The 23615-nt window shown below is 72.4% G+C and carries 20 protein-coding genes and 1 pseudogene; 11 read left to right on the plus strand and 10 right to left on the minus strand.

Going from position 1 to position 23615, the window contains the following annotated elements; translation table 11 throughout:
• The first annotated feature begins 237 nt into the window (after positions 1 to 237).
• Positions 238 to 891: a hypothetical protein gene (locus tag ACH4N1_RS13030; protein ID WP_398096810.1), complete on the plus strand. Its 654-nt coding sequence runs from the start codon at positions 238 to 240 to the stop codon at positions 889 to 891.
• A 64-nt stretch (positions 892 to 955) separates the two neighbouring features.
• On the opposite strand, the pseudogene ACH4N1_RS13035 reads toward ACH4N1_RS13030, so the two are convergent.
• From ACH4N1_RS13035 to ACH4N1_RS13070, 8 genes and pseudogenes are all read right to left on the minus strand, one after another.
• A pseudogene (locus ACH4N1_RS13035) lies at positions 956 to 1243 on the minus strand (site-specific integrase); the annotation flags it as partial.
• A 313-nt stretch (positions 1244 to 1556) separates the two neighbouring features.
• Entirely contained in the window at positions 1557 to 2231 is a 675-nt protein-coding gene (locus ACH4N1_RS13040; RefSeq protein WP_398096811.1) for a hypothetical protein, read from the minus strand.
• A 709-nt stretch (positions 2232 to 2940) separates the two neighbouring features.
• Positions 2941 to 5538 carry a SpoIIE family protein phosphatase gene (locus tag ACH4N1_RS13045; RefSeq protein WP_398096812.1) on the minus strand — a complete coding sequence of 866 codons (2598 nt, stop codon included), beginning with the start codon at positions 5536 to 5538 and terminating at the stop codon, positions 2941 to 2943.
• A gap of 242 nt (positions 5539 to 5780) precedes the next feature.
• The gene (locus ACH4N1_RS13050) at positions 5781 to 6857 is read right to left on the minus strand and encodes a LacI family DNA-binding transcriptional regulator (protein WP_398096813.1); all 1077 of its coding nucleotides are present in this window, start codon (positions 6855 to 6857) and stop codon (positions 5781 to 5783) included.
• Positions 6858 to 7207: 350 nt separating this feature from the next.
• A complete protein-coding gene (locus tag ACH4N1_RS13055; protein ID WP_398096815.1) occupies positions 7208 to 8965 on the minus strand; it encodes a glycoside hydrolase family 35 protein in 1758 nt (585 codons plus the stop codon).
• Between the two features lie 478 nt (positions 8966 to 9443).
• Entirely contained in the window at positions 9444 to 9701 is a 258-nt protein-coding gene (locus ACH4N1_RS13060) for a helix-turn-helix domain-containing protein (RefSeq protein ID WP_398096817.1), read from the minus strand.
• A 196-nt stretch (positions 9702 to 9897) separates the two neighbouring features.
• Positions 9898 to 10908, minus strand: coding sequence for a Ku protein (locus tag ACH4N1_RS13065; protein ID WP_398097110.1), 1011 nt, complete (start codon positions 10906 to 10908; stop codon positions 9898 to 9900).
• Between the two features lie 136 nt (positions 10909 to 11044).
• Positions 11045 to 11851 (minus strand): nuclease-related domain-containing protein, encoded by an 807-nt coding sequence (locus ACH4N1_RS13070; protein WP_398096818.1) that lies wholly within the window; start codon positions 11849 to 11851, stop codon positions 11045 to 11047.
• A gap of 110 nt (positions 11852 to 11961) precedes the next feature.
• Here ACH4N1_RS13070 and ACH4N1_RS13075 point away from each other — a divergent pair, with 110 nt between their 5' ends.
• The 10 genes from ACH4N1_RS13075 (at position 11962) to ACH4N1_RS13120 (ending at position 22025) form a co-directional block, all read left to right on the plus strand.
• Entirely contained in the window at positions 11962 to 12468 is a 507-nt protein-coding gene (locus ACH4N1_RS13075; RefSeq protein WP_398096820.1) for a protein phosphatase, read from the plus strand.
• A gap of 311 nt (positions 12469 to 12779) precedes the next feature.
• A complete protein-coding gene (locus tag ACH4N1_RS13080; RefSeq protein WP_398096821.1) occupies positions 12780 to 13538 on the plus strand; it encodes a hypothetical protein in 759 nt (252 codons plus the stop codon).
• Complete coding sequence (locus ACH4N1_RS13085) at positions 13535 to 14992, plus strand: ATP-binding protein (protein ID WP_398096823.1); 1458 nt, start codon at positions 13535 to 13537, stop codon at positions 14990 to 14992. Before ACH4N1_RS13080 ends, ACH4N1_RS13085 begins: the two co-directional genes overlap by 4 nt.
• Before the next feature lie 42 nt (positions 14993 to 15034).
• On the plus strand, positions 15035 to 15397 hold the full coding sequence (locus ACH4N1_RS13090) for an SH3 domain-containing protein (RefSeq protein ID WP_398096825.1): 363 nt from the start codon (positions 15035 to 15037) through the stop codon (positions 15395 to 15397).
• Between the two features lie 53 nt (positions 15398 to 15450).
• Complete coding sequence (locus tag ACH4N1_RS13095) at positions 15451 to 16818, plus strand: FtsW/RodA/SpoVE family cell cycle protein (protein ID WP_398096826.1); 1368 nt, start codon at positions 15451 to 15453, stop codon at positions 16816 to 16818.
• 49 nt (positions 16819 to 16867) lie between these two features.
• A complete protein-coding gene (locus ACH4N1_RS13100; RefSeq protein ID WP_398096828.1) occupies positions 16868 to 18325 on the plus strand; it encodes a peptidoglycan D,D-transpeptidase FtsI family protein in 1458 nt (485 codons plus the stop codon).
• 292 nt (positions 18326 to 18617) lie between these two features.
• On the plus strand, positions 18618 to 19556 hold the full coding sequence (locus ACH4N1_RS13105; RefSeq protein ID WP_398096830.1) for a diiron oxygenase: 939 nt from the start codon (positions 18618 to 18620) through the stop codon (positions 19554 to 19556).
• 35 nt (positions 19557 to 19591) lie between these two features.
• The gene (locus ACH4N1_RS13110; protein WP_398096832.1) at positions 19592 to 20242 is read left to right on the plus strand and encodes a TetR/AcrR family transcriptional regulator; all 651 of its coding nucleotides are present in this window, start codon (positions 19592 to 19594) and stop codon (positions 20240 to 20242) included.
• Positions 20243 to 20256: 14 nt separating this feature from the next.
• Positions 20257 to 20574, plus strand: coding sequence for a hypothetical protein (locus ACH4N1_RS13115; RefSeq protein WP_398096834.1), 318 nt, complete (start codon positions 20257 to 20259; stop codon positions 20572 to 20574).
• A gap of 260 nt (positions 20575 to 20834) precedes the next feature.
• Complete coding sequence (locus tag ACH4N1_RS13120; RefSeq protein ID WP_398096836.1) at positions 20835 to 22025, plus strand: NlpC/P60 family protein; 1191 nt, start codon at positions 20835 to 20837, stop codon at positions 22023 to 22025.
• On the opposite strand, the gene ACH4N1_RS13125 is transcribed toward ACH4N1_RS13120, so the two are convergent.
• Entirely contained in the window at positions 21998 to 22306 is a 309-nt protein-coding gene (locus ACH4N1_RS13125; RefSeq protein ID WP_398096837.1) for a hypothetical protein, read from the minus strand. The two genes, ACH4N1_RS13120 and ACH4N1_RS13125, sit on opposite strands and share 28 nt — an antisense overlap.
• Positions 22307 to 22361: 55 nt before the next feature.
• Positions 22362 to 23615: a styrene monooxygenase/indole monooxygenase family protein gene (locus ACH4N1_RS13130; RefSeq protein WP_398096839.1), complete on the minus strand. Its 1254-nt coding sequence runs from the start codon at positions 23613 to 23615 to the stop codon at positions 22362 to 22364.

Genomic DNA, 23615 nt, shown 5'->3' on the forward strand with positions numbered 1-23615 from the left:
TGGAGCCGGGGTCTTCGCGTATGTGCAGGTGGATGCCGCTCGAAGCGGCCGTATGTCGGGGTCCGTTGACGAGGCGTGGACGGGATCTTGAGGCATCGCCGCAGGTGGTGCCCCTCGTCGGAGCCAAGCAGGTCTACCCCTCGTTATCGTCGTCCTGGCCTACAGCTGCACCGCGGGTAGGTACGAGGCCGGCGAAGCTGAGCTGTCGTCGCCACCAGCCGCCGGCCGGGCAGACGAATGGACGAGTTGGGGGATCTCGTGGATGTGACCACTCTTGCCGTCGCGCTCATCGGCGTCGGAGGAACATTGGGCGGAACACTGGGCGGGGCAGTCCTCAGCCAGCGCGCGAGCCGAGAGCAGAACGAGCGTGCCGATCGTGAACGGGCGGAAGACCGCCAAGACCAAGCACAGCAAGCCAGACGTGAGCTCTATGCCCGCCTGAACACCACGGCTCGCGCCTACCGGGTCGCCGCCCGAGACGCAGTCCGAACAGCCGAACGCGGCGAGGATGTCGAGCCGACAATCCTCGACGCCGCTAAAGAGGCCTGGTCAGAGGAATATTCTCAGGCACAGATGGCCCTGCCCAAGGATGTTCTCGAAACCGCCTCGACCCTTAACAGGGCGCTCGGAGTCGGGTATTCCGTGGTCAAGCAGTTGCCGAGCAGTCCCAACCTGGACGAGGCATACAGTCGCGCGAAGGCCTGGTTCAGCGGACCGCTGTCCGACGGCGTGTACCTGCTGCGGGTCACCTTGCGACATGACCTCGGCGTCGAGGTTGAGCCCGACTTCGAACGAACCCACATCCAGATGCTCACTGCGCTCGACAGCGAGCGGAAAAACCTTGAACGCCTGCTCTCCTCCGAACAGGCCCAGGCCACCAGGCCTGCTTAACGCACCGCGCAAACGATGAGGCCCCTGGGGAGACACCAGGGGCCTCGGACACGGTCAAGGGCAGTCAGTCGTACTCACGCAAGAGGTCCTCGATACGCCGGTTGGCGACGTGCTGCTGTCCGTCGAGGCACTTCGCGTAGCGGGGCAGCAGGACCTCCACGTTCTTGACGGCGTGCCCGGCCACCTCGGTGGGGTCGACGCCGGCGTTGAGCCACGTCGACAGCGCCGGATGACGGAGGTCGTACGGCCGACTCGCGAGCGGCGAGGACGCGGCGGCCGGCGGGAGCGCGAGGAGCCGGGCCTCCTGCCACACGCGGTGGTACGTCGAGGACGGGACGACTGAGCCTTTCTCGCCGTTTCTCACGGTTCGTGCGTGAGGAGTGTGTGGGCCAGTAATCGACGCCTGCCCGCTACCTGCGCGCCGGACCACACGCCCACGCCACACCCTCCGATGCCGCCGAGAGCTCCGCGGCGGCCGGCCAAGCCAGCGGTCGCCCACTCCCCGCGGTCGGCTGAAAGGTTGCGCGAGCGGTTCCGTCTCCTCGCCACGGGCCACGCGGTGTACTGCCTGCTCGGTACAGCCTTCGCTGAAACGCAGTCCCCGACCAGCCGACCGCGGTCTCACCCCTGGAAGCTCACACCACTGGTGCCACCCGTGAGGGCCTTCAGTCCGTTTCTCTGACGTAGCAGTGCGAGAACTGACCGGAGGAGGTGAACTTGGGCAGGTCATTGCGGAAGAAGTAGATTCCCCTCTCGCCTCCCGCACGCATTTCGTCAGTGGCCTTCTTTGACACAATCAGGCAGAAATTCTCGGTCAACGGCTTTTTGTTCCCGGACCGACTCAACCGAATGGACCCCTCGTATCGGCCGGGCTGGAGCGCCCAACTGTCGTCCTGGAACTGGAACATCGGCTGCTGAGGCTTGTCCTGACTGACGAGGAACGGGGCCGGGTCGCCAGACCACTCGATCCTGATTTCGTCGGACTCGAAATCAAAGGTCGGCACCCCGTTGCTCTGCCAGTAGAAACGCGGGCTCTTTGGTGAAGCATTCGAGCCGGTGGGTTCAAGTCGCAAACGCGCATCACCGATCACCTCGACATCTTGCGACTTGAACCTGGTGGATACCGTCGGCTGAAAGTAGATCAAGGTCCCCTTGCCTGCTGGGCCAATTCGCATGAGGTGCGGGAGGGTCACATCGATTTGCGGCTCCTGTTGGAGCTCCGCCAGGTTGTAGAGCGAAATAGCCAGGGCGACGACAGCTGCAGCTGTGGCTGCCCACTTGTGGACAGCGTCGAACCAGCCCCTTCGCCGTGTCGTTGCCCCCTCATCACCGTCTTCCATGTGCTCACCTTGGCTTTGAACCGCACTTCCCAGCCCGCAGTGTTACTCCATATGGCCAAGAGCTCGTGAAGCGATCTTGTTGGGATGCCCTGGTGGGGCGTGACCGGTCTGGCGGCTCGGCCGTTCGCGAGGGTGTGAGCACTCGGCCGTGGATCGTGGGCGACGACTTGTGGCCGCTGGCCGAACCGCTGCCGCCGCCCTGGCCCGAGCGGTCGCCGGGGCCATGGCCGGTGGCAGACCGGCGCTGTCTCCAGGGCATCCTCCACGTCCTCTGCAACGACATGGCCCGGCAACTCCTGCCGCTGGAATTGTGCTTCGGCTCCGGACATACCTGCTGACGCCGTCTGGAGCGATGACAACAGGCAGGCTTCTTCGACCGGCTGCACCGCATTCTGCTTGCCGGGCTGAACGCGGCCGACCAGTTCTACTGGACCAGAGCCTGTGTGGACGGCTCCGCATCCGTGCGGAAAAGGGGTGCGGACACCGGTCCGTGTCCTGACCTGGCTCACCGCGGAATTGGGCAATACCGTCAGCGTCGGCGGGCCCGCTCCCGGTGGCGGACGTACTGCCGGCGGCGGACGTACTACCAGCGGCGGACGTACTCCCGGCGGGCGTCGGAGCGGCGTCCGGAAGGTCCGGGAGTGCTGGAGACGCCGTAGGCCCCGGGCGCGGAAGCGCGTGGCGTCTCAGGGGTGAGGCGCGTGGCGTCTCAGGGTTCCGGCAGTGTCTGTTCGGCCCAGATGACCTTGCCCTGGGGGGTGTACCGGGTGCCCCAGCGCTCGGTCAGCTGTGACACCAGGAACAGGCCCCGGCCGCCTTCGTCGGTCGTCGCGGCGTACCGCAGGTGGGGCGAGGTGCTGCTGCCGTCGGCCACCTCGCAGATCAGTGTGCGGTCGTGGATCAGCCTCATGCGGATCGGCTCGCAGCCGTAGCGGACGGCGTTGGTGACGAGTTCGCTCAGCACGAGTTCCGTGCTGAAGCCCAGTTCGGACAGTCCCCACTCGTCGAGCTTGTCGGTCGCCGCGGCGCGTACTCCGGCGACGGCGGCCGGGTCGGGCGGTACGTCCCACTCGGCGATCCGTTCCGGCGGCAGCGCGTGGGTACGGGCGATGAGCAGGGCCACGTCGTCCTTGGGGCGTTCGGGCAGCAGTGATCCCAGCACGGCCCGGCAGCTCTCCTCCGGCGCGCGCTCGGGTTGGCCCGCCAGGGCTTTGCGCAGGAGTTCCATTCCCTCGTCGAGGTCGCGGGTGCGGTCCTCGATGAGGCCGTCGGTGTAGAGGACGAGCTGGGAGCCTTCGGCGATGTCCAGTTCGGCGGCCTGGAAGGGCATGCCGCCGAGACCCAGTGGTGGACCTGGCGGGAGGTCGAGAAAGGTGACGTTCCCGTCGGGGCGGACCAGCGCGGGAGCCAGGTGCCCGGCGCGTGCCATGGTGCAGCGGCGCGTCGTGGGGTCGTAGATCGCGTACAGGCAGGTGGCGCCCACGACGGCGGCGGGGCTGTCCGTGCCCGCCTCGTCCTGGTCGATGCGCCCGACCAGGTCGTCCAGGTGGCTCAGCAGTTCGTCGGGCGGCAGGTCGAGCGTGGAGAAGTTGTGCACCGCGGTCCGCAGCCGCCCCATGGTCGCGGCGGCGTGCAGGCCGTGGCCGACCACGTCACCGACGACCAGCGCCACGCGGCTGCCCGGCAGGGGGATCACGTCGAACCAGTCCCCGCTCACCCCCGACTGGGCCGGGAGGTACCGGTAGGCGACGTCGAGGGCGCTCTGCTCGGGCAGGCCTCGCGGCAGCAGGCTGCGCTGGAGGGTGACCGCCAGGGCGTGCTCGCGCGTGTACCGGCGGGCGTTGTCGATGCTGACCGCGGCGCGGGCCACGAGTTCCTCCGCCAGGGAGAGTTCCTCCCGGTCGAAGGGGTCGTGCTGTTCGGAGCGCCAGAAGTTGACCGTGCCCAGCACGACGCCGCGGGCCTGGATCGGAGCCGCTATGAGCGAATGGATGCCGTAGTCCACGATCTGTTCGGTGCGTTCCGGGTCCTGCAGGTGCCAGCCCGTCGCGGTGGACAGGTCGGCGACCAGTTCCGAGCGGCCGGTGCCGTAGCCGCGTGCCTGGGGTGTGGAGGGCAGGAAGTCGATCAGCCGGCCCTTCTCGTAGAGCGGATGGTCGTCGCGGATGCCGCACACGGCGACACGTCGCATCCCCTTCGCCGTGGTCGCCGGTTCCTCGCCGTGCAGTACGGCGTCGGCCAGGTCCACGGTGACGAAGTCGGCGAAACGGGGGACGGCGATCCGGGCGAGTTCGTCGGCCGTCCGGACGACGTCCAGGGTGGTGCCGATGCCCAGTCCGGCGTCGTAGAGCAGTTTCAGCCGCTCACCCGTGATTTCGGCCCTGCCCGACACGGCCCGCAGTTCCGTGGAGTCGCGCAGCGTCACCACGGTGCCCTTGGGGCCTCCGCCGCGGTCCATGAGCCTCTGGTTGACCACCAGCAGCCGCGGTCCGGCCAGGTGTACTTCGTCATTGGCCTCGCGGCCGGAGCTGAGCAACGACATGATCTCGGGTTCGAGGGCCGGCATCCGGGACACCTGCTGCCCCTCCGCCTCCGGGGGCAGTTCCAGGAGCCGCTTGGCCTCGTCGTTCGCCAGCAGCAATCGCCCCTCGTCGTTGACGATGAGCACCCCTTCGCGCACGGAGTGCAGCACGGTGTCGTGGTGCTCGTACATGCGGGCCATCTCGTTCGGGGCAAGGCTGTGGGTCTGCCGTCGCAGCCGCCTGCTCACCAGCACCGTGGCGGCGGTGGCCGCTCCGAGCGCGCCCGCCCCGGCGGTCAGGATGATCGGTATCTGCCGCTCCACCAGACTGGTCACGTTCTTGACCTTCAGCCCGGCGGAGACGAGGGCCACCACGTGGCCCCGGGTGTCCCGGATGGGCACGGTCGCCTGGACTTCCTGGCCGAGGGGGCCGTCCACGCTTTCGGTGTAGACCTTTCCCGCCAGCGACGGCTCGATCTTCCCCACGAACCGCTTCCCGATCCGGTCCGGCAGGGGGTGGGTGTAGCGGATCCCCTTCGTGTCCATGACCACGACGAAGTCGACGCCCGCGGACCTGCGTCCGGCCTCGGTCAGCGGCTGCAGGACTGCCGAGGGATCGGGGGCTCGCAGTGCGGACAGCATGCCCGGGGAGTGCGCGAAAGTCTGCGCGACGGCTATGGATCTTCGTTTGGCCTCGGCGTCGGTGTGCCGCTGTGACTGCAGGACGAGGGCGAAGACGGCGAATGCCACGAGCAGCACCACCAGTGTCACCTGCATGAGGAACATCTGGCCCGCGACGCTTCGCGTGTTCTTCCGCGCCAGTGACCATAGCCGCGACATGTGACCAAATCGGGCGAAACGGTCTTCCATCCGGTCTTTCTAGCACTGCTCACCCCGCTTAGTCACGGGCCTGCCCTCGCGCACTCCGTGCCCATGGACGATCGATCGCCCCTGTCGCCACAACAGTCACTGAAGTTGCACGACGCCCCAGCAGCATCGACAGCCCCACCGGCCTCCGGCCCGACGCCTCAGCATTCCCCTGCGGGTGCCGACGTGCTGTCGCGGACGATCAGGTCCACGGGGGTGACCGTCAGGGCCGGCGGGGGCGCCGCCGGGGTGTCGATGCGGTCGAGGAGGACGTGGAGGGCGCGGGTGCCGATGTCCCCGAAGTCCGTGCGGACGGTGGTCAGCGGGGGGAGGAAGTGGGCCGCCTCCGGGATGTCGTCGTAGCCGACCACGCTGACGTCGTCGGGGACGCGGCGGCCCGCCTCGTGCAGGGCGCGCAGGACACCGAGGGCCATCTGGTCGTTGGACACGAAGACCGCGGTGATCCGCGGGTTCCGCGCCAGCTCGCGGCCGAGGCAGTAGCCGGAGTCGGCGCTCCAGTCGCCGAGGAGGGGGGCGGGGACCGGGGCTCCGGCGGTCTCCAGGGCGGCCCGCCAGCTTTCCGCCCGGCGGTCCGCCGCCGCCCAGCCGCTCGGGCCGGCCACGTGCCAGACCGTGGGGTGGCCGAGGGACAGGAGGTGTTCGGTGGCCTTGCGGGCGCCGGTGCGGGCGTCCGAGGTGACCACCGGGGTGCCGTCGCCGAGGTCGTTGTCCAGGACCACCAGCGGGGTGTCCAGTCTGGCTTCCGCCAGCGCCTTCGCCACGCGCAGTTGCGGGGCGATCGCGATCACGCCGTCCGCGCCCTCCGCCGCCAGGCGGTCCGCCGCCCGTACGACCGTGTCGCGGTCGGCGGTGTCCAGGGCGATCGCGCTGACCAGGTAACCGGCTTCCTGGGCGGCCGTGTTGATCGCGGTCAGGGTGGAGGCGGGGCCGTAGCGGGCCGCGTCGAACGAGATCACCCCGAGCATCCGGGTCCGGCCGCTGGCCAGCGAGCGGGCACTGCGGCTCGGGCGGTAGCCGAGCGTGCGCATCGCTGCGAGGACCGCCTCGCGGGTTTCCGGGCGTACGGCCGGGTGGTCGTTCAGCACCCGCGAGACGGTCTGCTTGGAGACGCCGGCCAGGTGCGCCACGTCGGCCATCACGGGGCGCGCGCCCGCGAAGTTGCGGCGGCTGCGGCCTCCCTTGGTCGCCGGGTCGTCGTCGGCGGCGCTCGGGGTCATCGGGTGCCCTCTTCTGTCCTTCGCCGCATCCGGCCGGTCCGGGTCCGAATCCGGCCGGTCCGGGTACGGCCGGTCCGGGCCCCCGTGCGGGTCCGGGTGCGGGTTCCGGCCCGGGTACGGCTCGGGGTCCCGGTCCGGGTACGGCTCCGGGTCCCGGTCCGGGTACGGGCCCAGGTCCGGTTCTGGTGGTGCGGGTGACGGGGTGGTGCGGGTGACGGGGTGCTGCGGGTGACGGGGTGCTGCGGGTGGCGGCGCGGGCATCGGGGCCCGCTCCCGCCGGTCCACAGGATAGGCCGGTCGGTGCCGGGGGCTGTGGTCAGGTGACGGGAGCGGGGCGGCGCCGGGGAGGGTCAGTGCGCGGCCGGGCCGAGGTCCGGTGCGTCCGTGAGGTGGGCGCGGGTGGCGGTGGTCCCGTGGAGTTCCAGGAGGACCAGGTCGTTGGTGCCGGGGCGCAGGACGGGGGCCGGGACGTACAGCGTGCGCTGGGGGCCCCGGTTCCAGTAGCGGCCCAGGTGGAAGCCGTTGATCCACGCCTGGCCCTTGATCCAGCCGGGCAGGGCGAGGAACGTGTCCGCCGGGGTCCCGACCTCGAAGGTGCCGTGGTGGAAGGCCGGTTCCGCCGACCGGGGGGTGGGGTCCGGTGCGAAGGGCAGCGGTGGCGGGACGTCCAGGGGCAGGGGGTGGCAGTCCCAGCCGTGCAGGGGGGTGCCGTCGAAGGTGACCGGCCCCAGCAGGCCCTTGGGGGTGCCGATGCGGGGACCGTAGTTGACCCGCCCCATGTTCTCGACCAGGACGTGGAGTTCGGCTCCGGCCCGCGGGACCAGGACCGGCAGGGTCTCCTCCTGGCGCTCGCGTTCGAGTACGCCGACGGGGGCGCCGTCCACGAAGAGCTGGGCGCGGTCGCCCACCCCGCCGGTGAAGTGGAGGAGACCGGGTCCCTCCGTGGGGAGCGTGGTGCGGTACAGCACGTAGCCGGCGCGCCGGCCGAGGGCGTCGGCGGAGAGGGGGTCCGCGGGCGCGGGGACGGACTTCGCGGCGGCCCACGTGAGGAGAGGCCTGCGGTGGGTCAACTCCACTGTGGTCGGCGGCAGTTTGCGCGCCGGTGCGGGAACCGGTTCGTCCGGGACCGGCGCGTGGCGGGCGATGACCTCGCGGAAGGCGTGGTACTTCGGGCCGGGGTCGCCGTGCTCGGTGAGGGGGGCGTCGTAGTCGTAGGAGGTGACGGTGGGGGCGTAGGTGTGGTGGTGGTTGGCGCCGTTGGTGAAGCCGAAGTTGGTGCCGCCGTGGAACATGTAGATGTTGACCGAGGCGCCCGCGGAGAGCAGGCGGTCCAGGTCGGCGGCGGCGTCGGCGGCGTCCCGGCCGTGGTGCGGGCCGCCCCAGTGGTCGAACCAGCCGATCCAGAACTCCGAGCACATCAGGGGGCCTTGGGGCTGGTGCTCGCGCAGGCGTGCCAGGGAGCGGTCGATCCGGCTGCCGAAGGTGCCGGTCGCGAGGACGCCGGGGAGGCTGCCCTTGGCGAGGTGTTCGGGGTCGGCCTGGTCGCAGGTGAAGAGGAGTTCCTCCACACCGCGGGTGCGCAGGGCGGCCTCCAGGTGCTTGAGGTAGGCCGTGTCGTCGCCGTAGGCGCCGTACTCGTTCTCCACCTGTACGGCGATGACCGGACCGCCGGACGCGGCCATGTGCGGGAGGAGCGGGGGGAGGAGGAGGTCGAGGTAGCGGTCGACGGCGTCCGTGAAGCGGGGGTCGCTGCTGCGCGGGCGGATGCCGGGGTCGGCGGTGAGCCAGTGGGGCAGGCCGCCGCCGTCCCACTCGGCGCAGATGTACGGGCCGGGGCGGAGCAGGACGTGCAGGCCCTCGGTGGCGGCGAGGCGCAGGAAGCGGGGGAGGTCGAGGAGGCCGTCGAGGACGAGGGTGCCGGGCTCGGGCTGGTGGAGGTTCCAGGGGATGTAGGTCTCCACCGTGTTCAGCCCCATCAGGCGGGCCTTGCGGAGGCGGTCGGGCCAGTGGTCCGGGTGGACCCGGAAGTAGTGGAGGGCGCCGGAGATGATCCTCAGGGGGGCGCCGTCGAGGAGGAAGCCGTCGGGGGTGGTGGTCAGGGCGGACATGTGCGGTCCCTTCGGGGGCTGGGGGCTGGAGGGCCGGGGGCTGAGGGCCGGTGCCGGCGGTGCGGATGGCGAGGGCCGGCGGTGCGGGTCGCCCTGCGCGGCCTTCGCGCGTTGCGCCGTGGGCTGCTCCGCCATGCGAACTCCCGAGGCCGGCCGGCCCACGACGGGAGCGTGGGGGCGCGGTGCGCAATCTCTGACGACGGCGATGTTACCGGTAACAATTCACGCGTCAAGAGATCCGGCCGCGTTCGCGGACCGTCAGGGTCGTCGTGTGCAGCGAGCCTTTTCGGCAGTCGCGCCCGCACCGCTCACCGGGGTCGGCGGTGGCCTCGGTCCGGCGAGGCGCACCGCCGGGTTCGAGCGGTCGTCAGTCGCGGACCGCGAACGTCAGGAAAGCCGTCCACTCCGTGGCGGAGAAGGTGAGTTGAGCGCGCGCGGGCCTTCGCCTTGGCCCGCTCCACGCCCTCGGTCAGCGCCTTCAGCAGCCCACCGGCGTCGAGGAGTTCGTCCGCCGCCTCCAGGAACTCGCGCTGCGGCGTTCGTACGCCCTCTCCAGCGAGGAGATCAGGTCGGGGCCGTAGCCCAGCCGGTCGCCGATCTCCTTCTGCGTGAGGCCGGACCGTTCCCTGAGCAGTCCGACCTGTTTGCCGACCGCCCTGTTCAGGTCGTCGAGCTGCTCGGCCTCGTCGTAGGCCTCCTCGGCCTCCGCACTCCCCACCTGCTCGGAAACAGTCATCCGCGGCTTGCCCTTCCCTTCAAAACCCCCTGGTCGGTTGCAGATCAGGACAGCGTGGACACGTTCCGTGACATGAAGCCGCAATCTCCGCCCCTGGGTGGACCCGATGACCGTCGGCCGCGGACCGAGCGTGCGGGGAGCGGAGTGCCGGGCGCGCGCGAGGTCGCCTGGGATGCGTTCGGCCGAAGCCGGAACCTCACGCCGACCGTTTGCGGGCCGTCGCCTTCCTCGCCGCCGTCTTCTTCGTCGCGCTCTTCGCCGTCACCGCCGTCCTCCTCGCCGGCTGGGCAGACTTCGTCGCCTTCTTCGCGGACGCCGCCGTCTTCTTCGCCGTCGACGTGGACTTCTTGCCGCCGGTCTGTTTCGGGGCCGTGCGGGCCGTCCTGCGTCCCGCCTCGGCCTCCTCGCGCCCCGCCGGTCCGCCGCGCGACTCCTTCGCGGCGCGGACGCTGTTCTCCAGGGCCGTCATCAGGTCCAGGACCCCGCCGCCGGGGGCGGTGCCGGGGGCCTCGGGGGGTGCCTCGCCCGCCACCTTCGCGGCGACGACCTCCTCGACGGCCGCGCGGTACTCGTCGTGGAGGTCCTCCAGGTCGACCTCGCCGAGGATGTCCATCAGGGTGTCCGCGAGGTCGAGTTCCCTGACGCGGACCGTGACGTCCGCGTCGGGGGCGATGCCCTCGGGGGCGAGGACCTCGTCGGGCCACAGCAGGGCGTGCATGGCGATCGCGTCGCCGACGACGCGGAGCATGCCGAGGCGCTCGCGGCCGCGCAGCGCGTACTTGGTGATGGCGACCTTGTTGCTGCGCTTGAGCGCCTCCCGCAGCAGCGTGTACGGCTGGGCCGCGAGGACGCCGCCCGCCTGGAGGTAGTACGCGGCGTCCATCTGGAGCGGGTCGATCCGGTCGGCCGGCACGAAGGTCACGATCTTGATCGTCTTCGCCGTGGGGAGCGGCAGACGGGACAGGTCGTCCTCGGTGATCGGGATGATCGTGCCGTCGGCCGCCTCGTAGCCCTTGCCGATCTCCGCCTGGCTCACCTCACGGTCCTCCAGCTCGCAGACCTTGCGGTGGCGGATGCGCCCGCCGTCCTCGATGTGGACCTGGCGGAACGGGATCGAGTGGCTCTCGGTGGCGTTCACCAGTTTGACCGGGATGCTGAGGAGGCCGAACGAGATGGCGCCGTTCCATAGGGATCGCACGTGCAGCACCCTCCTGACCTCTCCGACGAAAGTCACGCATGGGACATATGGCCATTATCCACGCGATCCTCGTCGTGCGGCCCCTCACGGGGGGGGAAGGGCGTCGGCCCGCGCCTCTTCACGGGCCTCGCGCGCACGACACGGCTCAGCCGCCGGAGGCCCAGGTCCTCCTGTCGCGCGCCATCGCGTGCAGCGCCTCCACGTCCGCCGGTTTCAGTACGCCGCCCAGCCGGGCCAGCCCCGCCAGTTCCGTGTCCCGCAGCACCCGCACCTCGCGCGGGGCGGTGACCAGGCGGACGTCGGCCGGGCCGACCAGGGCAAGCACCGGGCGGACCTCGGCGGTCAGCGCGTGGGAGGCGCGGTCGGCGTCGGCGCGGACCCGGCGCAGCAGGGGCCGGGGGTCGCGGCGGCCGACGGCGACCTCCGGGTCGGTGACGCGGACCCGCTGCCTGCGGGCGTACACGGTGTGGACGGTGAACAGTCCGGCGGGGCCGATCGCCAGGTGGTGGACGCGGTCGCCGCCGGGCAGCGGGACGGAGTGCAGGGTGTGCCAGCCGGCGCCGTCCAGCCGGTCCAGCAGCTCGCCCACCGCCTGCTCGGCCTCCAGGGCGCGGCGGCGCGGGTCGGGCCGCAGCAGGCGGGCGGGGCCGGGGGCGCGTTCCAGGTCGATCAGCAGGGCCTCGCCGGGGCGGTTGGGGGCGAGGTCGTCGTCGGGGTGGAGGGAGAGGCGGGCCAGTTCGGCGGGGGTGGGGACGGGGGGCGGGCCCACCGTGACGGAGCCGGTCAGGAAGGGTTCGAGCGCCTCCAGGACGTCCGCCCGGCGGTCGTCGCCGATGATGTTGACCCGGCCGGCCTCCCTGTCGTACCAGGCGATGTTCCTGCCGTCCTTCAGGCAGACGTACAGCCGCTCCCGGCCGTGGCTCCAGGTCGGTACGACGCGCAGTCCGTTCATGCACCATCACCCCATGACCATGGGAACAGGAGGGGCGCCGCGGGGGCAAGGAGGCGATTACCTTGGGGAGGAGTTGGGCATGCCCCAGGGACGCGGTTGGGGAGGCGCCGTTGCGGACCCACAGGAAGCAGCCCGACGTACCGGCTCCGGACAGTCCGTGGAGCGAGATCGTGCCCGGCCTGTGGATGGGCGGGCACGAGTTCCGCGGCCGGAGCGGACAGCGGGAGTTCGTGGTGGTGAGGGGCGAGTTCGACCTCGTCCAGACCTTGTTGCGGCTGCCCGGACACGGGCCCGACCGGGGCGTTCCGCATCAGGTCTGGCCCATACCGGACGGGCCGCTGGACGGCACTCAGCTCGCCGGGGTGATGCGGCTGGCGCAGGCGGCCGGTGAGGCGCTGGACCAGGGCCGTTCGGTGCTGGTCCGCTGCTGGCACGGATACAACCGCTCGGGCCTGGTCGTCGCCCACGCGCTGGTGGGCCGGGGCCACTCGCCCGACGAGGCGATCGGGCTCATACGGTCGCGGCGCTCTCCCTGGGCCCTGCACAACGAGCTGTTCGTCGCGTACCTGCGGGCGGGGCTGCCGACGGCCCGGCTGCTGGAGGAGCTGGCTGAGTAATCGTTTCTCCCGGCGTTCCGCGGCCGCCCTCCCGGCCGTCCCGTCGCCGCCCTCCCGGCCGTCCCGTCGCCGCCCTCCCGGCCGTCCCGTCGCCGCCCTCCCGGCCCTCCCGTCGCCGCCCTCCCGCGGCTCCCCGGCCGCCCGGCCTCGGAGCGGGCGGGCGGCCGCCGGGCCCGCCGGGCGGCCGTCACGCGTCCCGCATGCGCCGAGCGGCCCGTCGAGCGGCGCCCGGCGCCCGGCCGGTACGCAAAAAGGACTTCCCCATGAATAGGGTGGACGGGGCCGCCCGTCACCCTGAGCGCAGGAGCCCCGTGCCGCACCCACGCCCCACCCGCACCGCCCTCGCGCTGGCGGCCGTCGCCCTGCTCGCGTCGGCGACCGCGGCCTGCGGCGATGCCGGCGGGCTGCGGGGCGCGGGGCCGACACCGACCGCGGTCGGCCCGGAGAAACTCTGGCCGGACCTGCCGTCGGCGTCGAGTCCGGCGTTCGACATCGACGAGGTGAACACCGAGGTCGTCAAGGGGGTCGCCGTTCCCGCCGACGACCTCCACCGGGTCGACCCGGTGGAGGTCGTCCGCCGCGAGATCGCCGCGCATCCGGGCGACTACGCCGGCTCCGGGGCGCCGTACCGCGAGACGGCCGACCGGATCGCCGACTGCGACGAGAGCGGCGCCGGGCGGGCCCCCTGCCCGGTGCTGCGGCCGTACTACCGGGATCTGACCGGTGACGGACGGGACGAACTGACCCTGGGATTCCGTCAGTTGCCCGGCGAGCTGACGGCCGTCCGCGTGTACACGGTCGACAAGCACCGGCTGGTTCAGGTCATGGGGTGGGAGGACGCCGTGAGCGCGGTGGAGCTGGCCGGGCGGTCGGTGATCATCCGTTCGCCCTCCGAGGTCGCCGGGTACGAGTACCGCCTCCAGTGGACGTGGGACCAGGACCAGCGGGCGATGCTGCTCACGCACGACGAGATGGTGCGGACGCGGGGGCGGGGCGACGGGCGGGCCCGCCCGCCCCGGCCGACGTCCACCTCGGGGGCCTCCCCCTCGACCTCCGTGAGCGGCCGATGAGGCTCGCGCTCCCCCGGTGGTCCGGCACGCTCGCCGTGAAGGCCGCCGTGTTCATCACGGTGATGTGCTGTGCGCTCGCCGCGCTGCTCGGCGTCCTCGTCCACGTCTCGGTGACCCACCGGACCGTCGGCGAGGCCCGCGATCTCGCGCTGTCCCGGCTGGAGGACGCCACGACGGCGTTCGAGGCGGGGGACACGCTCGGCCCCGGCGCGGGCGTCGACCCGCCGGGGCTGCCCGCGGCACTGCGGGACCTGGCGGTGGCGGGAGAGCGCGGCACGATGGTCGCCGAGCACCGCGGGCGGCCGACGATGTGGGCCGCCGGGCCCGCCGACGGCGAGCGGAGCGAGAGGGGGGTCCCCCCGGCCGGAGGACGGGGGAGGGCCCTCGCGGTCGCCGTCGACTACGCGCAGAGCGCCCGCACCATCGAGGCGCTGGACAACGCGATCCTGTGGTCGTCGGCGCTGGCGATCGGGGCGACGCTGCTGGTCGGCGCGTTCGCGGTGACCCGGGTGACGCGGCGGCTGCACGCCACCGCGCGGGTCGCCCGGCGGATCAGCGCCGGTGATCTGGACGCGCGCGTGGACGACCCCCGGACCAAGGATCCGACCCGCCCGCAGGACGAGGTGGCCGCCGTCGCCGTCGCGCTGGACTCGATGGCGTCCTCGCTCCAGGGCAAGCTGCTGAGCGAGCAGCGCTTCACCGCCGACGTGGCGCACGAGCTGCGCACCCCGCTGACCGGGCTGCACGCGGCGGCCGAGCTGCTGCCGCCGGGCCGGCCCACGGAGCTGGTGCGCGACCGGGTGGCCGCCCTGCGCACGCTCACCGAGGACCTGCTGGAGATCTCCCGCCTGGACACCGGCCGTGAGCGGCTGGAGCCGGACACCGAGGACCTGGGGGCGGTGGCCCGCCGGGTGGTGCGGGCGGCGACGGCCTCCTCCCGCGCCCCGTCGAACGGCTCCCCGGGCACCCACCCGATCACGGGCACCGGCACGAGCGCTGGCACCGGCACCAACACCGAGGTCAGGGTCGTGCGCGAGGCGCGGGTCGAGACCGACCGGCGCCGGCTGGAGCGGGTCCTCGGAAATCTCGTCGCCAACGCGCACCTGCACGGGCGGGCGCCGGTGGTGCTGACGGTGGACGGGCCGGTGGTGACCGTGCGGGACCACGGGGACGGCTATCCGGAGTACCTGACGGCGCACGGGCCGCAGCGGTTCCGTACCGAGGGGGGCGCGAAGGGGCACGGCCTCGGGCTGACGATCGCGGCCGGTCAGGCGGAGGTGCTGGGCGCCCGGCTGACCTTCTCCAACGCGCCGGACGGTGGCGCGGTGGCCACGCTGACGCTGCCTCACACACCGCCCCCGGAGACGGTTCCCCGCGACGGGACCACGCCCCCCGGCGGCCGCGGTCTCCCCGATGGCGCAGCGCGACGGGCGGCCGGCAGCGACTCCTCCTAATGTGGCGGTAAGTCGGTTCTGCCCCCTTGCCGGAGGTACCCCATGCCCTTGCGCTCCGCCCTCGTCCGGTTCGCCATAGCCGGTGCCGCCGGCACCCTCGCCGTCGCGTCCGCCGTCACCCCCGCCACCGCGAGCGAGGGCGCCCAGGGCGGCGCGCACCGTCAGGCCCCGCGCCTGTACAAGGGCGTCGTCACCGCGAACAGGCTGCTGCTGCGCGACGCGCCGAACCGCGGCGGCAAGGTGGTCCGCGTCGCCTTCCGCGACGACGTCGTCACCGTCTACTGCCGGACCACCGGCCAGAAGGTGGACGGCGACTCCCAGTGGTACCTCCTCAGGGACGGCGCCTGGGCCTACGGCGCGGCGCGCTACATCCGCGACCTCGGGCCCACGCCGCGCCGCTGCTGACACCGACCGTCCACCAAGGCTCACAAGGAGCCCCATTTGGGTAAGTTCCGGACATGATGCACGCCGGAGCCGAAGTCATCGCCCCGACGGCAAACGCGCCGGACCCGGTGGCGCGCCTGCCCAGGCGCCGCGGCGTCGAACTCTCCCTCATCGTCCTGGCCGTCCTGCTGTCGGTGTACGGCTACTGCGCCGTCGGCCTCGCCAGGAACGGCACCGTCCCGCCCGGCGCCGCCGGCTACGGCGCCGGGCTCGGTGTGCTCGCGCTGCTGGCGCACCTGACGGTCCGGCTGCGCGCGCCGTACGCCGATCCGCTGCTGCTGCCCATCGGGGTGCTGCTCAACGGGACCGGGCTGGTGCTGATCTACCGGCTGGACCTGGAGACGCCCGGCGACCGGGCGGCGCCCACCCAGCTCGTCTGGTCGACGCTGGGCGTGGCCCTGTTCGTCTTCGTCGTCGCCGCCCTGCGCGACCACCGGGTGCTCCAGCGGTACGCGTACGTGTGCGTGGTCACCGCGCTGGCCCTGCTGACGCTGCCGATCTTCTTCCCGGCGGTCAACGGCGCCCGGATCTGGATCAGGATCGCCGGATTCTCCATCCAGCCGGGCGAGTTCGCGAAAGTCCTGCTCGCGGTGTTCTTCGCGGCGTACCTCGCGGCCAACCGCACGGCGCTCGCCCACGCGGGTCGCCGGATCGGGTTCATGCAGCTGCCGGCCGGCCGGGTCCTCGGGCCGGTCGTCGCGATCTGGCTGCTGAGCGTCGGCGTCCTCGTCCTGGAGCGCGACCTCGGCACCTCGCTGCTCTTCTTCGGCCTCTTCGTGGTGATGCTGTACGTGGCCACCGGCCGTGTCGGATGGACCGCGGTCGGGCTGGTGCTGGCCTCGCTGGGCGCGGCCGCCGTCGGCCTGCTGGAGCCGCACGTCCACGGCCGGGTCGAGGACTGGCTGCACCCGTTCGCGTCGATCGAGGCGGGCGAGGGTCCCAACCAGCTGGCGCAGTCGCTGTTCTCCTTCGCCGCCGGCGGCACCTTCGGCACCGGTCTCGGGCGCGGCCACTCCGTCCTGATCGGATTCGCCGTCAAGTCGGACTTCATCCTGGCGACGGCCGGGGAGGAACTGGGCCTGGCGGGGCTCTCCGCGCTGTTCCTGCTGTACGGGCTGCTGGTGGAGCGCGGCTACCGGGCCGGGCTGGCCCTGCGCGACCCCTTCGGCCGGCTGCTGGCGGTCGGGCTCGCCTCGATCTGGGCGCTCCAGGTGTTCGTGATCGCGGGCGGGGTGACCGGCCTGATCCCCCTGACCGGGATGGCGATGCCGTTCCTCGCGCAGGGCGGCTCCTCGGTCGTCACCAACTGGGCGATCGTGGCGCTGCTGATCCGCGTCAGCAATTCGGCACGACGCCAGTACGACGGGAAGGCCGCGCCGTGAACGGACCCCGGCGGACGGGCCGCCGCCCGCGATCCGAGGTGACCCCGTGATGGCCCGTCACATCCGCCACGCCGCGTTCTTCTGCGCCCTCCTCCTGGTGGCCCTGCTCGTCAACGCCGCCCGCGTCCAGGTCGTCCGGTCCGACACCTACGACGGCAACCCGGCCAACCGGCGTGCCTCCATCGCCCGTTACGGCCAGCCCCGCGGGGACATCCTGGTGGAGGGCGTGCCGGTCACCGGCTCCCGGGACACCAGGGAGCAGCTGCGCTACGAACGCACCTACCTGGACGGCCCGTTGTACGCGCCGGTGACCGGCTTCGCCTCACAGGTGTACGGGACGACGTTCCTGGAGCACGCGCACGACGGCGTCCTCTCCGGTACGGACCCCCGGCTCGCGCCGTTGCCGCTGTGGAACGACGTCACCCGGTCCCTGTCGGCCGGCGGGAACGTGGTGACGACCCTGAATCCGCGGGCCCAGCGGGCGGCGTACGAGGGGCTGGCCGGCCGCAAGGGCGCGGTGGCGGCGGTGGAGCCGTCGACGGGACGGATCCTGGCGCTGGTGTCGGCACCGTCGTACGACCCCGCCGTGCTGTCCGGGAACGGGCCGCGGGTCGAGCGGGCGTGGGCGCGGCTGAACTCCGACCCCGACCGGCCGATGCTGAACCGGGCGGTGTGGCAGACGTACCCGCCGGGGTCGACGTTCAAGGTGGTCACCGCGGCGGCGGCGCTGGACGCGGGGGTGATCGGGGATCTGGACGCGCCGACCGACTCGCCGGCGCCGTACCGGCTGCCCGGCACGAGGACGCTGCTGGCGAACGGGGGCGAAGGCTGCGAGGACGCGCCGCTGCGGGAGGCGTTCATGTGGTCGTGCAACACGGTGTTCGCGAAACTCGGCGTGGATGTGGGGCTCGCCGACATGGTGAGAACGGCGGAGGCCTTCGGGTTCAACGCGGCGGACGTACGGATCCCGTTCTCCGTCGCGCGGAGCACCTTCGACACCTCGCTGGACCGGGCCCAGCTGGCCCTGTCCTCGATCGGGCAGTACAACACGCGGGCCACGCCGCTCCAGATGGCGATGGTCTCGGCGGCCGTCGCCGACGGGGGGCAGGTGCGGACGCCGTACCTGGTGGAGCGGACGACGCGCGGCGGCGGGGCGACCGTCGCCTCGGCCGGTCCGCGTCCGGCGCGGCAGGTGCTGCGGCCCTCGACCGCGCGGCGGCTGCGGGAGCTGATGGCGGACGTGGTGCGCGAGGGGACCGGGAAGAACGCCGCGATTCCGGGCGCGACCGTCGGCGGCAAGACCGGCACCGCCCAGCACGGCATCGGCAACGCCGGGACGCCGTACGCCTGGTTCGTCTCCTGGGCGCAGGGCGACCGGGACATGGAGCCGAAGGTGGCGGTCGCGGTGGTGGTGGAGGACTCGGCGGCACGGCGGCGGGACATCACCGGGGGCGGGCTCGCGGCCCCGATCGCCCGGTCGGTCATGGAGGCCGTGCTCGGCCCCTGAGCCGGGGCCTTCCTGCCCCGGACCGCCCGCCGGGGCGGCCGGGCCCGGGCGTCCGTGCCCCCGGACGTTCGGCCGCCCCGGCGGGCGGTCCGGGAGGAAACCGTTGCGCGAAGGGGATTGACGAGCTTGCTGACAAGCAGTCTCATAAGAGCCTTGGCAAGTGAACCGCCGGTAACCCCCGCGGGACCGCGCACCCCTGCCCGCACGACCGCGCGCCCGCACCCCGCCGGCCCCGGCCCGCTTGCCGCAGCACGACCCCGTACCCGCCCCCGTACGACGAAGTGGATCAGCCATGACGACCCTGACGGAAGCCGACGCGGTGGACGGCCTGCGCGACGCGCTCGGACTGCTCAAGGACCGGGAGCAGGTGGCCGAGCGGCTGCTCGCCTCTTCCGCCAAGCACTCCTTCGACCCGGACCGGGAACTCGACTGGGACGCGCCCCCCGAGGAGGGCAAGTGGTTCTGGCCGCCGGAGCTGGTGTCGCTGTACGACACCCCGCTGTGGAAGACGATGGGCGAGGAGCAACGGATCCTGCTGTCCCGGCACGAGGCCGCCGCACTCGCCTCGCTCGGCATCTGGTTCGAGATCATCCTGATGCAGCTGCTGTGCCGGCACATCTACGACAAGGCGGCGACGAGCGCGCACGTGCGGTACGCGCTCACCGAGATCGAGGACGAGTGCCGGCACTCGAAGATGTTCGCCCGGCTGATCGCGCAGGGCGGCACCCCCTGGTACCCGGTGAGCCGCGCCCACCAGCACCTCGGCCGCCTGTTCAAGACCGTCTCCACCACGCCCGGCTCCTTCACGGCCACCCTGCTCGGCGAGGAGATCCTCGACTGGATGCAGCGGCTGACCTTCCCCGACGAGCGGGTCCAGACCCTGATCCGGGGGGTCACCCGCATCCACGTGGTGGAGGAGGCCCGGCACGTGCGGTACGCCCGTGAGGAGCTGCGCCGGCAGATGGTGACCGCGCCGAAGTGGTCGCAGGAGTTCACCCGGGTGACCTCCGGCGAGTTCGCCCGGGTGTTCTCGGTGGCCTTCGTGAACCCCGACGTCTACACCAACGTCGGCCTGGACAAGCGGGAGGCGCTCGCCCAGGTCAAGGCCAGCGGCCACCGCCGCGAGGTCATGCAGACCGGCGCGAAGCGCCTGACGGACTTCCTCGACGACATCGGCGTGCTGCGCGGGGTGGGACGGCGGCTGTGGAAGTCCTCGGGACTGCTGGCCTAGATACGTCGCGGGGGCGGGCGATTACGCTGCACGTCATGAGCCCCCCCGCCCCCGCCTACCGTCGCCTCGGCGTCGAGGAGCGCCGCAGCCAGCTGCTGGAGGCCGCCCTGTCGTTGTTCGCGCACCGCGTCCCCGAGGACGTCTCGCTGGACGACGTGGCCGAGGCCGCCGGGGTCTCCCGGCCCCTGGTGTACCGGTACTTCCCCGGCGGCAAGCAGCAGCTGTACGAGGCCGCGCTGCGGACCGCCGCCGACGAGCTGCGGCACTGCTTCGACGAGCCCCACGAGGGCCCGCCGATCCCCCGGCTCGCCCGCGCCCTGGACCGTTACCTCACCTTCGTCGGCCGGCACGACGCCGGCTTCAGCGCCCTCCTCCAGGGCGGCAGCGTCGTCGAGACCTCCCGTACGACCGCCATCGTGGACGGCGTGCGGAGGGCGGCGGCCGAGCGCATCTACAGCCACCTGGACGTGGCCGATCCCGGGCCCCGGCTGCGGATGACCGTCCGGATGTGGATCACGGCGGTCGAGGCGGCCTCGCTGATCTGGCTCGACGAGGACAAGCAGCCGCCCGCCGACGAGCTGCGGGACTGGCTGGTCGACCAGTTCGTCGCCGTCCTCGCGGTGACCGCGGAGCGGGACGCCCAGACCGCCGAGCTGCTCCGTGGTGCACTCGCCGCGGAGACCTGATCGACACTGGTTCCGTGAAGAGCGAAGACACCCCCTTCGAGGGCGGCCCCCTGGACGGCCGTGTCCTCCCCGTGCTGCTGGGTCCGACCGGCCACCCGCCGAAGACGTACCGCGTCCCGGTGCCGGACGCCGACGGCGGCCCGCCCACCGTCCTCGTCTACCGGCGCGTGCCGCGCGGACCCGGCGGGAAGCTCGGCCTGCAACGGGGCTGGAAGTACGCCTACGACCCGGAGGGCGGGAAGAAGGACACCCGGCTGAAGTGGCCGTGGTCGAAGCCGGACGCCGGACCCGACGCCACGCCGGAGGGGCGGAAGCCCGGCGCCACGCCGTGAGGGCCGGAGCCCGCCGCAGCACCCTTGAAGGGCCGGAGCCCGGTGTCACGCCGGAGGAGCCGGAGCCCGACGCCACGCCGGAGGAGCCGGAGTCACGCCGGAGGAGCCGGAGTCCGACGCCACGCCGGGAGGCGACCGGGACGACGCCGACGGGTGACTCCGTTGCGCCGAACCGCTCACACCCGGCGCGCGGAGTCCGCACGCACCCCTGATGCTCGCCGTGCGGGGCGGAGGGACCGCCCCGCGGCGGAGGTGATGAAGTGTCAGGAAGGCTGCTGCGTCTGGCATGTACGACGGCGCTGGCCGCGCAGGTGCTGCTGGCCCCCGGGGTCGCCGCGGCCGTACCGGAACCGCCGGCGGGCGGCGAGCGGTCGGTGGCCGAGCTGCTGACGGACCTTCAGAAGCTGTACCGGGAGGCCGAACGGGCCACCGAGACCTACAACGCCACCGAGGAGAAGCTAGCGGAACGCCGGGCCGAGGCCGACCGGCTCACCGCGGCGCTGGCCAGGACCCGCCTGTCGCTCCAGGAGAGCCGGGGCGCGGCCGGCCGGCTGGCCAGTCGGCAGTACCAGACCAGCACCGACCTCTCCCCCTACGTACAACTGCTGCTCGCCCGCGACCCGCAGCGCGCCCTCGACCAGGGCCATGTGATCGGCCGGTTGGCGCGCGAGCGCGTGGCGACGGTGAGCCGGCTGGCGGGCGGCGAACGCAAGGCCGACGGCCTCGCCCGCCGGGCCCGCGCCGCCCTCGACGAGCAGCTCACCCTCACCGAGCGCCGGAAGAAGCACCGCGACGCGGTGCGCCACCGGCTGGAGGACGTGGAGGAACTCCTCTCCTCGCTCACCGCCGACCAGCTCACGGCCCTCGCCCGCCTCGAACGCGACGGTGTCGCCGAGGCCCAGGACGAGATCATGGCGTCCGGCGCGCTGAGCGACGACCGCAACCCGTCGGAGGAGGGCGACCGCGCGGTGCGCTACGCCGTGCGCCAGCTCGGCAAACCGTACGAGTGGGGTGCGGAGGGCCCGGCGTCCTACGACTGCTCGGGCCTCACCTCCGAGGCCTGGCGGGCCGCCGGCTCCCCCATCCCCCGCACCAGCCAGGAGCAGTGGGCCGAACTCGCCCACATCCCCCTGGCCGAACTGCGCCCCGGCGACCTGGTCGTCTACTTCCCCGAGGCCACGCACGTCGCGATCTACCTGGGCGAGGGGCGGGTCGTCCAGGCTCCGCGACCGGGGGCCGCGGTGAAGGTGTCCCCGATCGCGGCCAACCCGATCCTCGGAGCCGTGCGCCCGGACCCGCTGGAGCCGGCCGGCCCCCGGTACGAGCCGCCCGCCCTCCCGGAGACCGCGACGGACGGCTCGGACGAGGGCAACGACGTCACCACCGGCCTCCCGGCCCCCGACGGTGAGGACCCTTCCGGGCGTCAGGAGGACAGCAGGGCCGCGCAGTAGGTGTCCACGCCCATCAGGGGAAGCGGCGGAGCGGGCGGCCGGACGGCACGGACGAGCCGCGGCACCTCACGGGACCAGCGGCACAGCGGAGGCCGGCCGGTGCGCTCCGCCATCAGCAGATGCCCCTGCATGCGCCACGAGGTGCCCCAGCCGATCACGCCGGTCTCGTTGTGGGGCAGCACGTCCGGGCCGTTCACTCCCACGAGGTTGCGCTCGGTCTCGTGGAAGGAACGTATCGCGGCGCGGCGCGGGCCCAAGACCCGGTCGGTGAGTTTGGACATCGCGCGAGTATGCCACCGCTGCGGACGGCTGTCCCGGCCCCCGGTCGGGGATCTGTCAGGCTCCGGCGAGCGACTCCAGGTAGGCGGCCGTCTTCTCGGGCTCGTAGAAGAAGTTCTCGAAGTCCGCGGGGTTGTTGAAGCCGTTGGCGAAGCGGTCGGCGACCGGCTGGAGAGCGCCGGCCGCGCCGATCAGGTCGAGGACGTGCTCCGGCGGCGGGGCGAGCATCGCGTTCGTCCACTTGGTGACGTGCCGGGCGGTGTCCCAGTAGCGGTCGAACGTCGCCTGCATCCACGCCTCGTCGAACTCCTTCTCGCCCTGCTCGAGGATCGAGGCGAGGTAGGAGGCCGCGCACTTGGACGCGGAGTTGGAACCCTGGCCGGTGATCGGGTCGTTGGCGACGACGACGTCGGCGACGCCCAGCACCAGGCCCCCGCCGGGGAGGCGGCCGATCGGGTTGCGGACGGTGGGGGCGTAACGGCCGGCGAGGGTGCCGCCGGCGTCGGTCAGCTCGACCTTGGTGGCCCGCGCGTACTCCCAGGGGAGGAACTTCTCCATGAGCTCCAGGGTCAGGGCGAGGTGCTCCGACGGGTCCTTGACGCCCTTGAAGACGTCCAGCGGGCCGCCGGGCACTCCCTCCCAGAACAGGATGTCGGCGCGGCCCGAGGTGGTGAGGGTCGGCATGATGAACATCTCGCCGACGCCGGGCACCAGGTTGCAGCGGACCGCCTCCATGTCCGGGTGCTCCGGACGCGGGGCCAGGCCGTGCACGTAGGCCACCGCCAGCGCGCGCTGCGGCTCGCTGTACGGGGAACGGGACGCGTCGCGGCCGAACATGTGCACCAGCTCGCCCTTGCCCGCGGAGACGAGGACGAGGTCGTAGGCGCGGGAGAAATAGTCGAGGTCGGAGACCGCCGCGCCGTGGATCACCAGCTGGCCGCCGCGCTGCGCGAACGTCTCCATCCAGCCGGCCATCTTCACGCGCTGGTCGACGGACTGCGCGTACCCGTCGAGCCTGCCCACCCAGTCGACGGCGCGCTGGGTGGGGCCCGGGTCGTACGAGCCGGGGGCCGCCACCGAGACGCCGAGTCCCTCGATCTTCGGGGCCTGCTGCTCCCAGAAGTTCAGCTGGAGGTCGCGCTCGTGCTGGAGAGCCGTGTGGAACATGCACTGCGTCGACATCACCCGGCCGGCGCGGATCTCGTCCGCGGTCCGGTTGGACATCAGGGTGACCTCGTACCCGTGCGACTGGAGGCCGAGGGCGAGCTGGAGACCGGACTGGCCGGCTCCGACGACGAGTATCTTCCGCAT

Origin of the sequence: Streptomyces sp. NPDC017202, assembly GCF_044331705.1 — a bacterium.
Classification (GTDB): Bacteria; Actinomycetota; Actinomycetes; order Streptomycetales; family Streptomycetaceae; genus Streptomyces.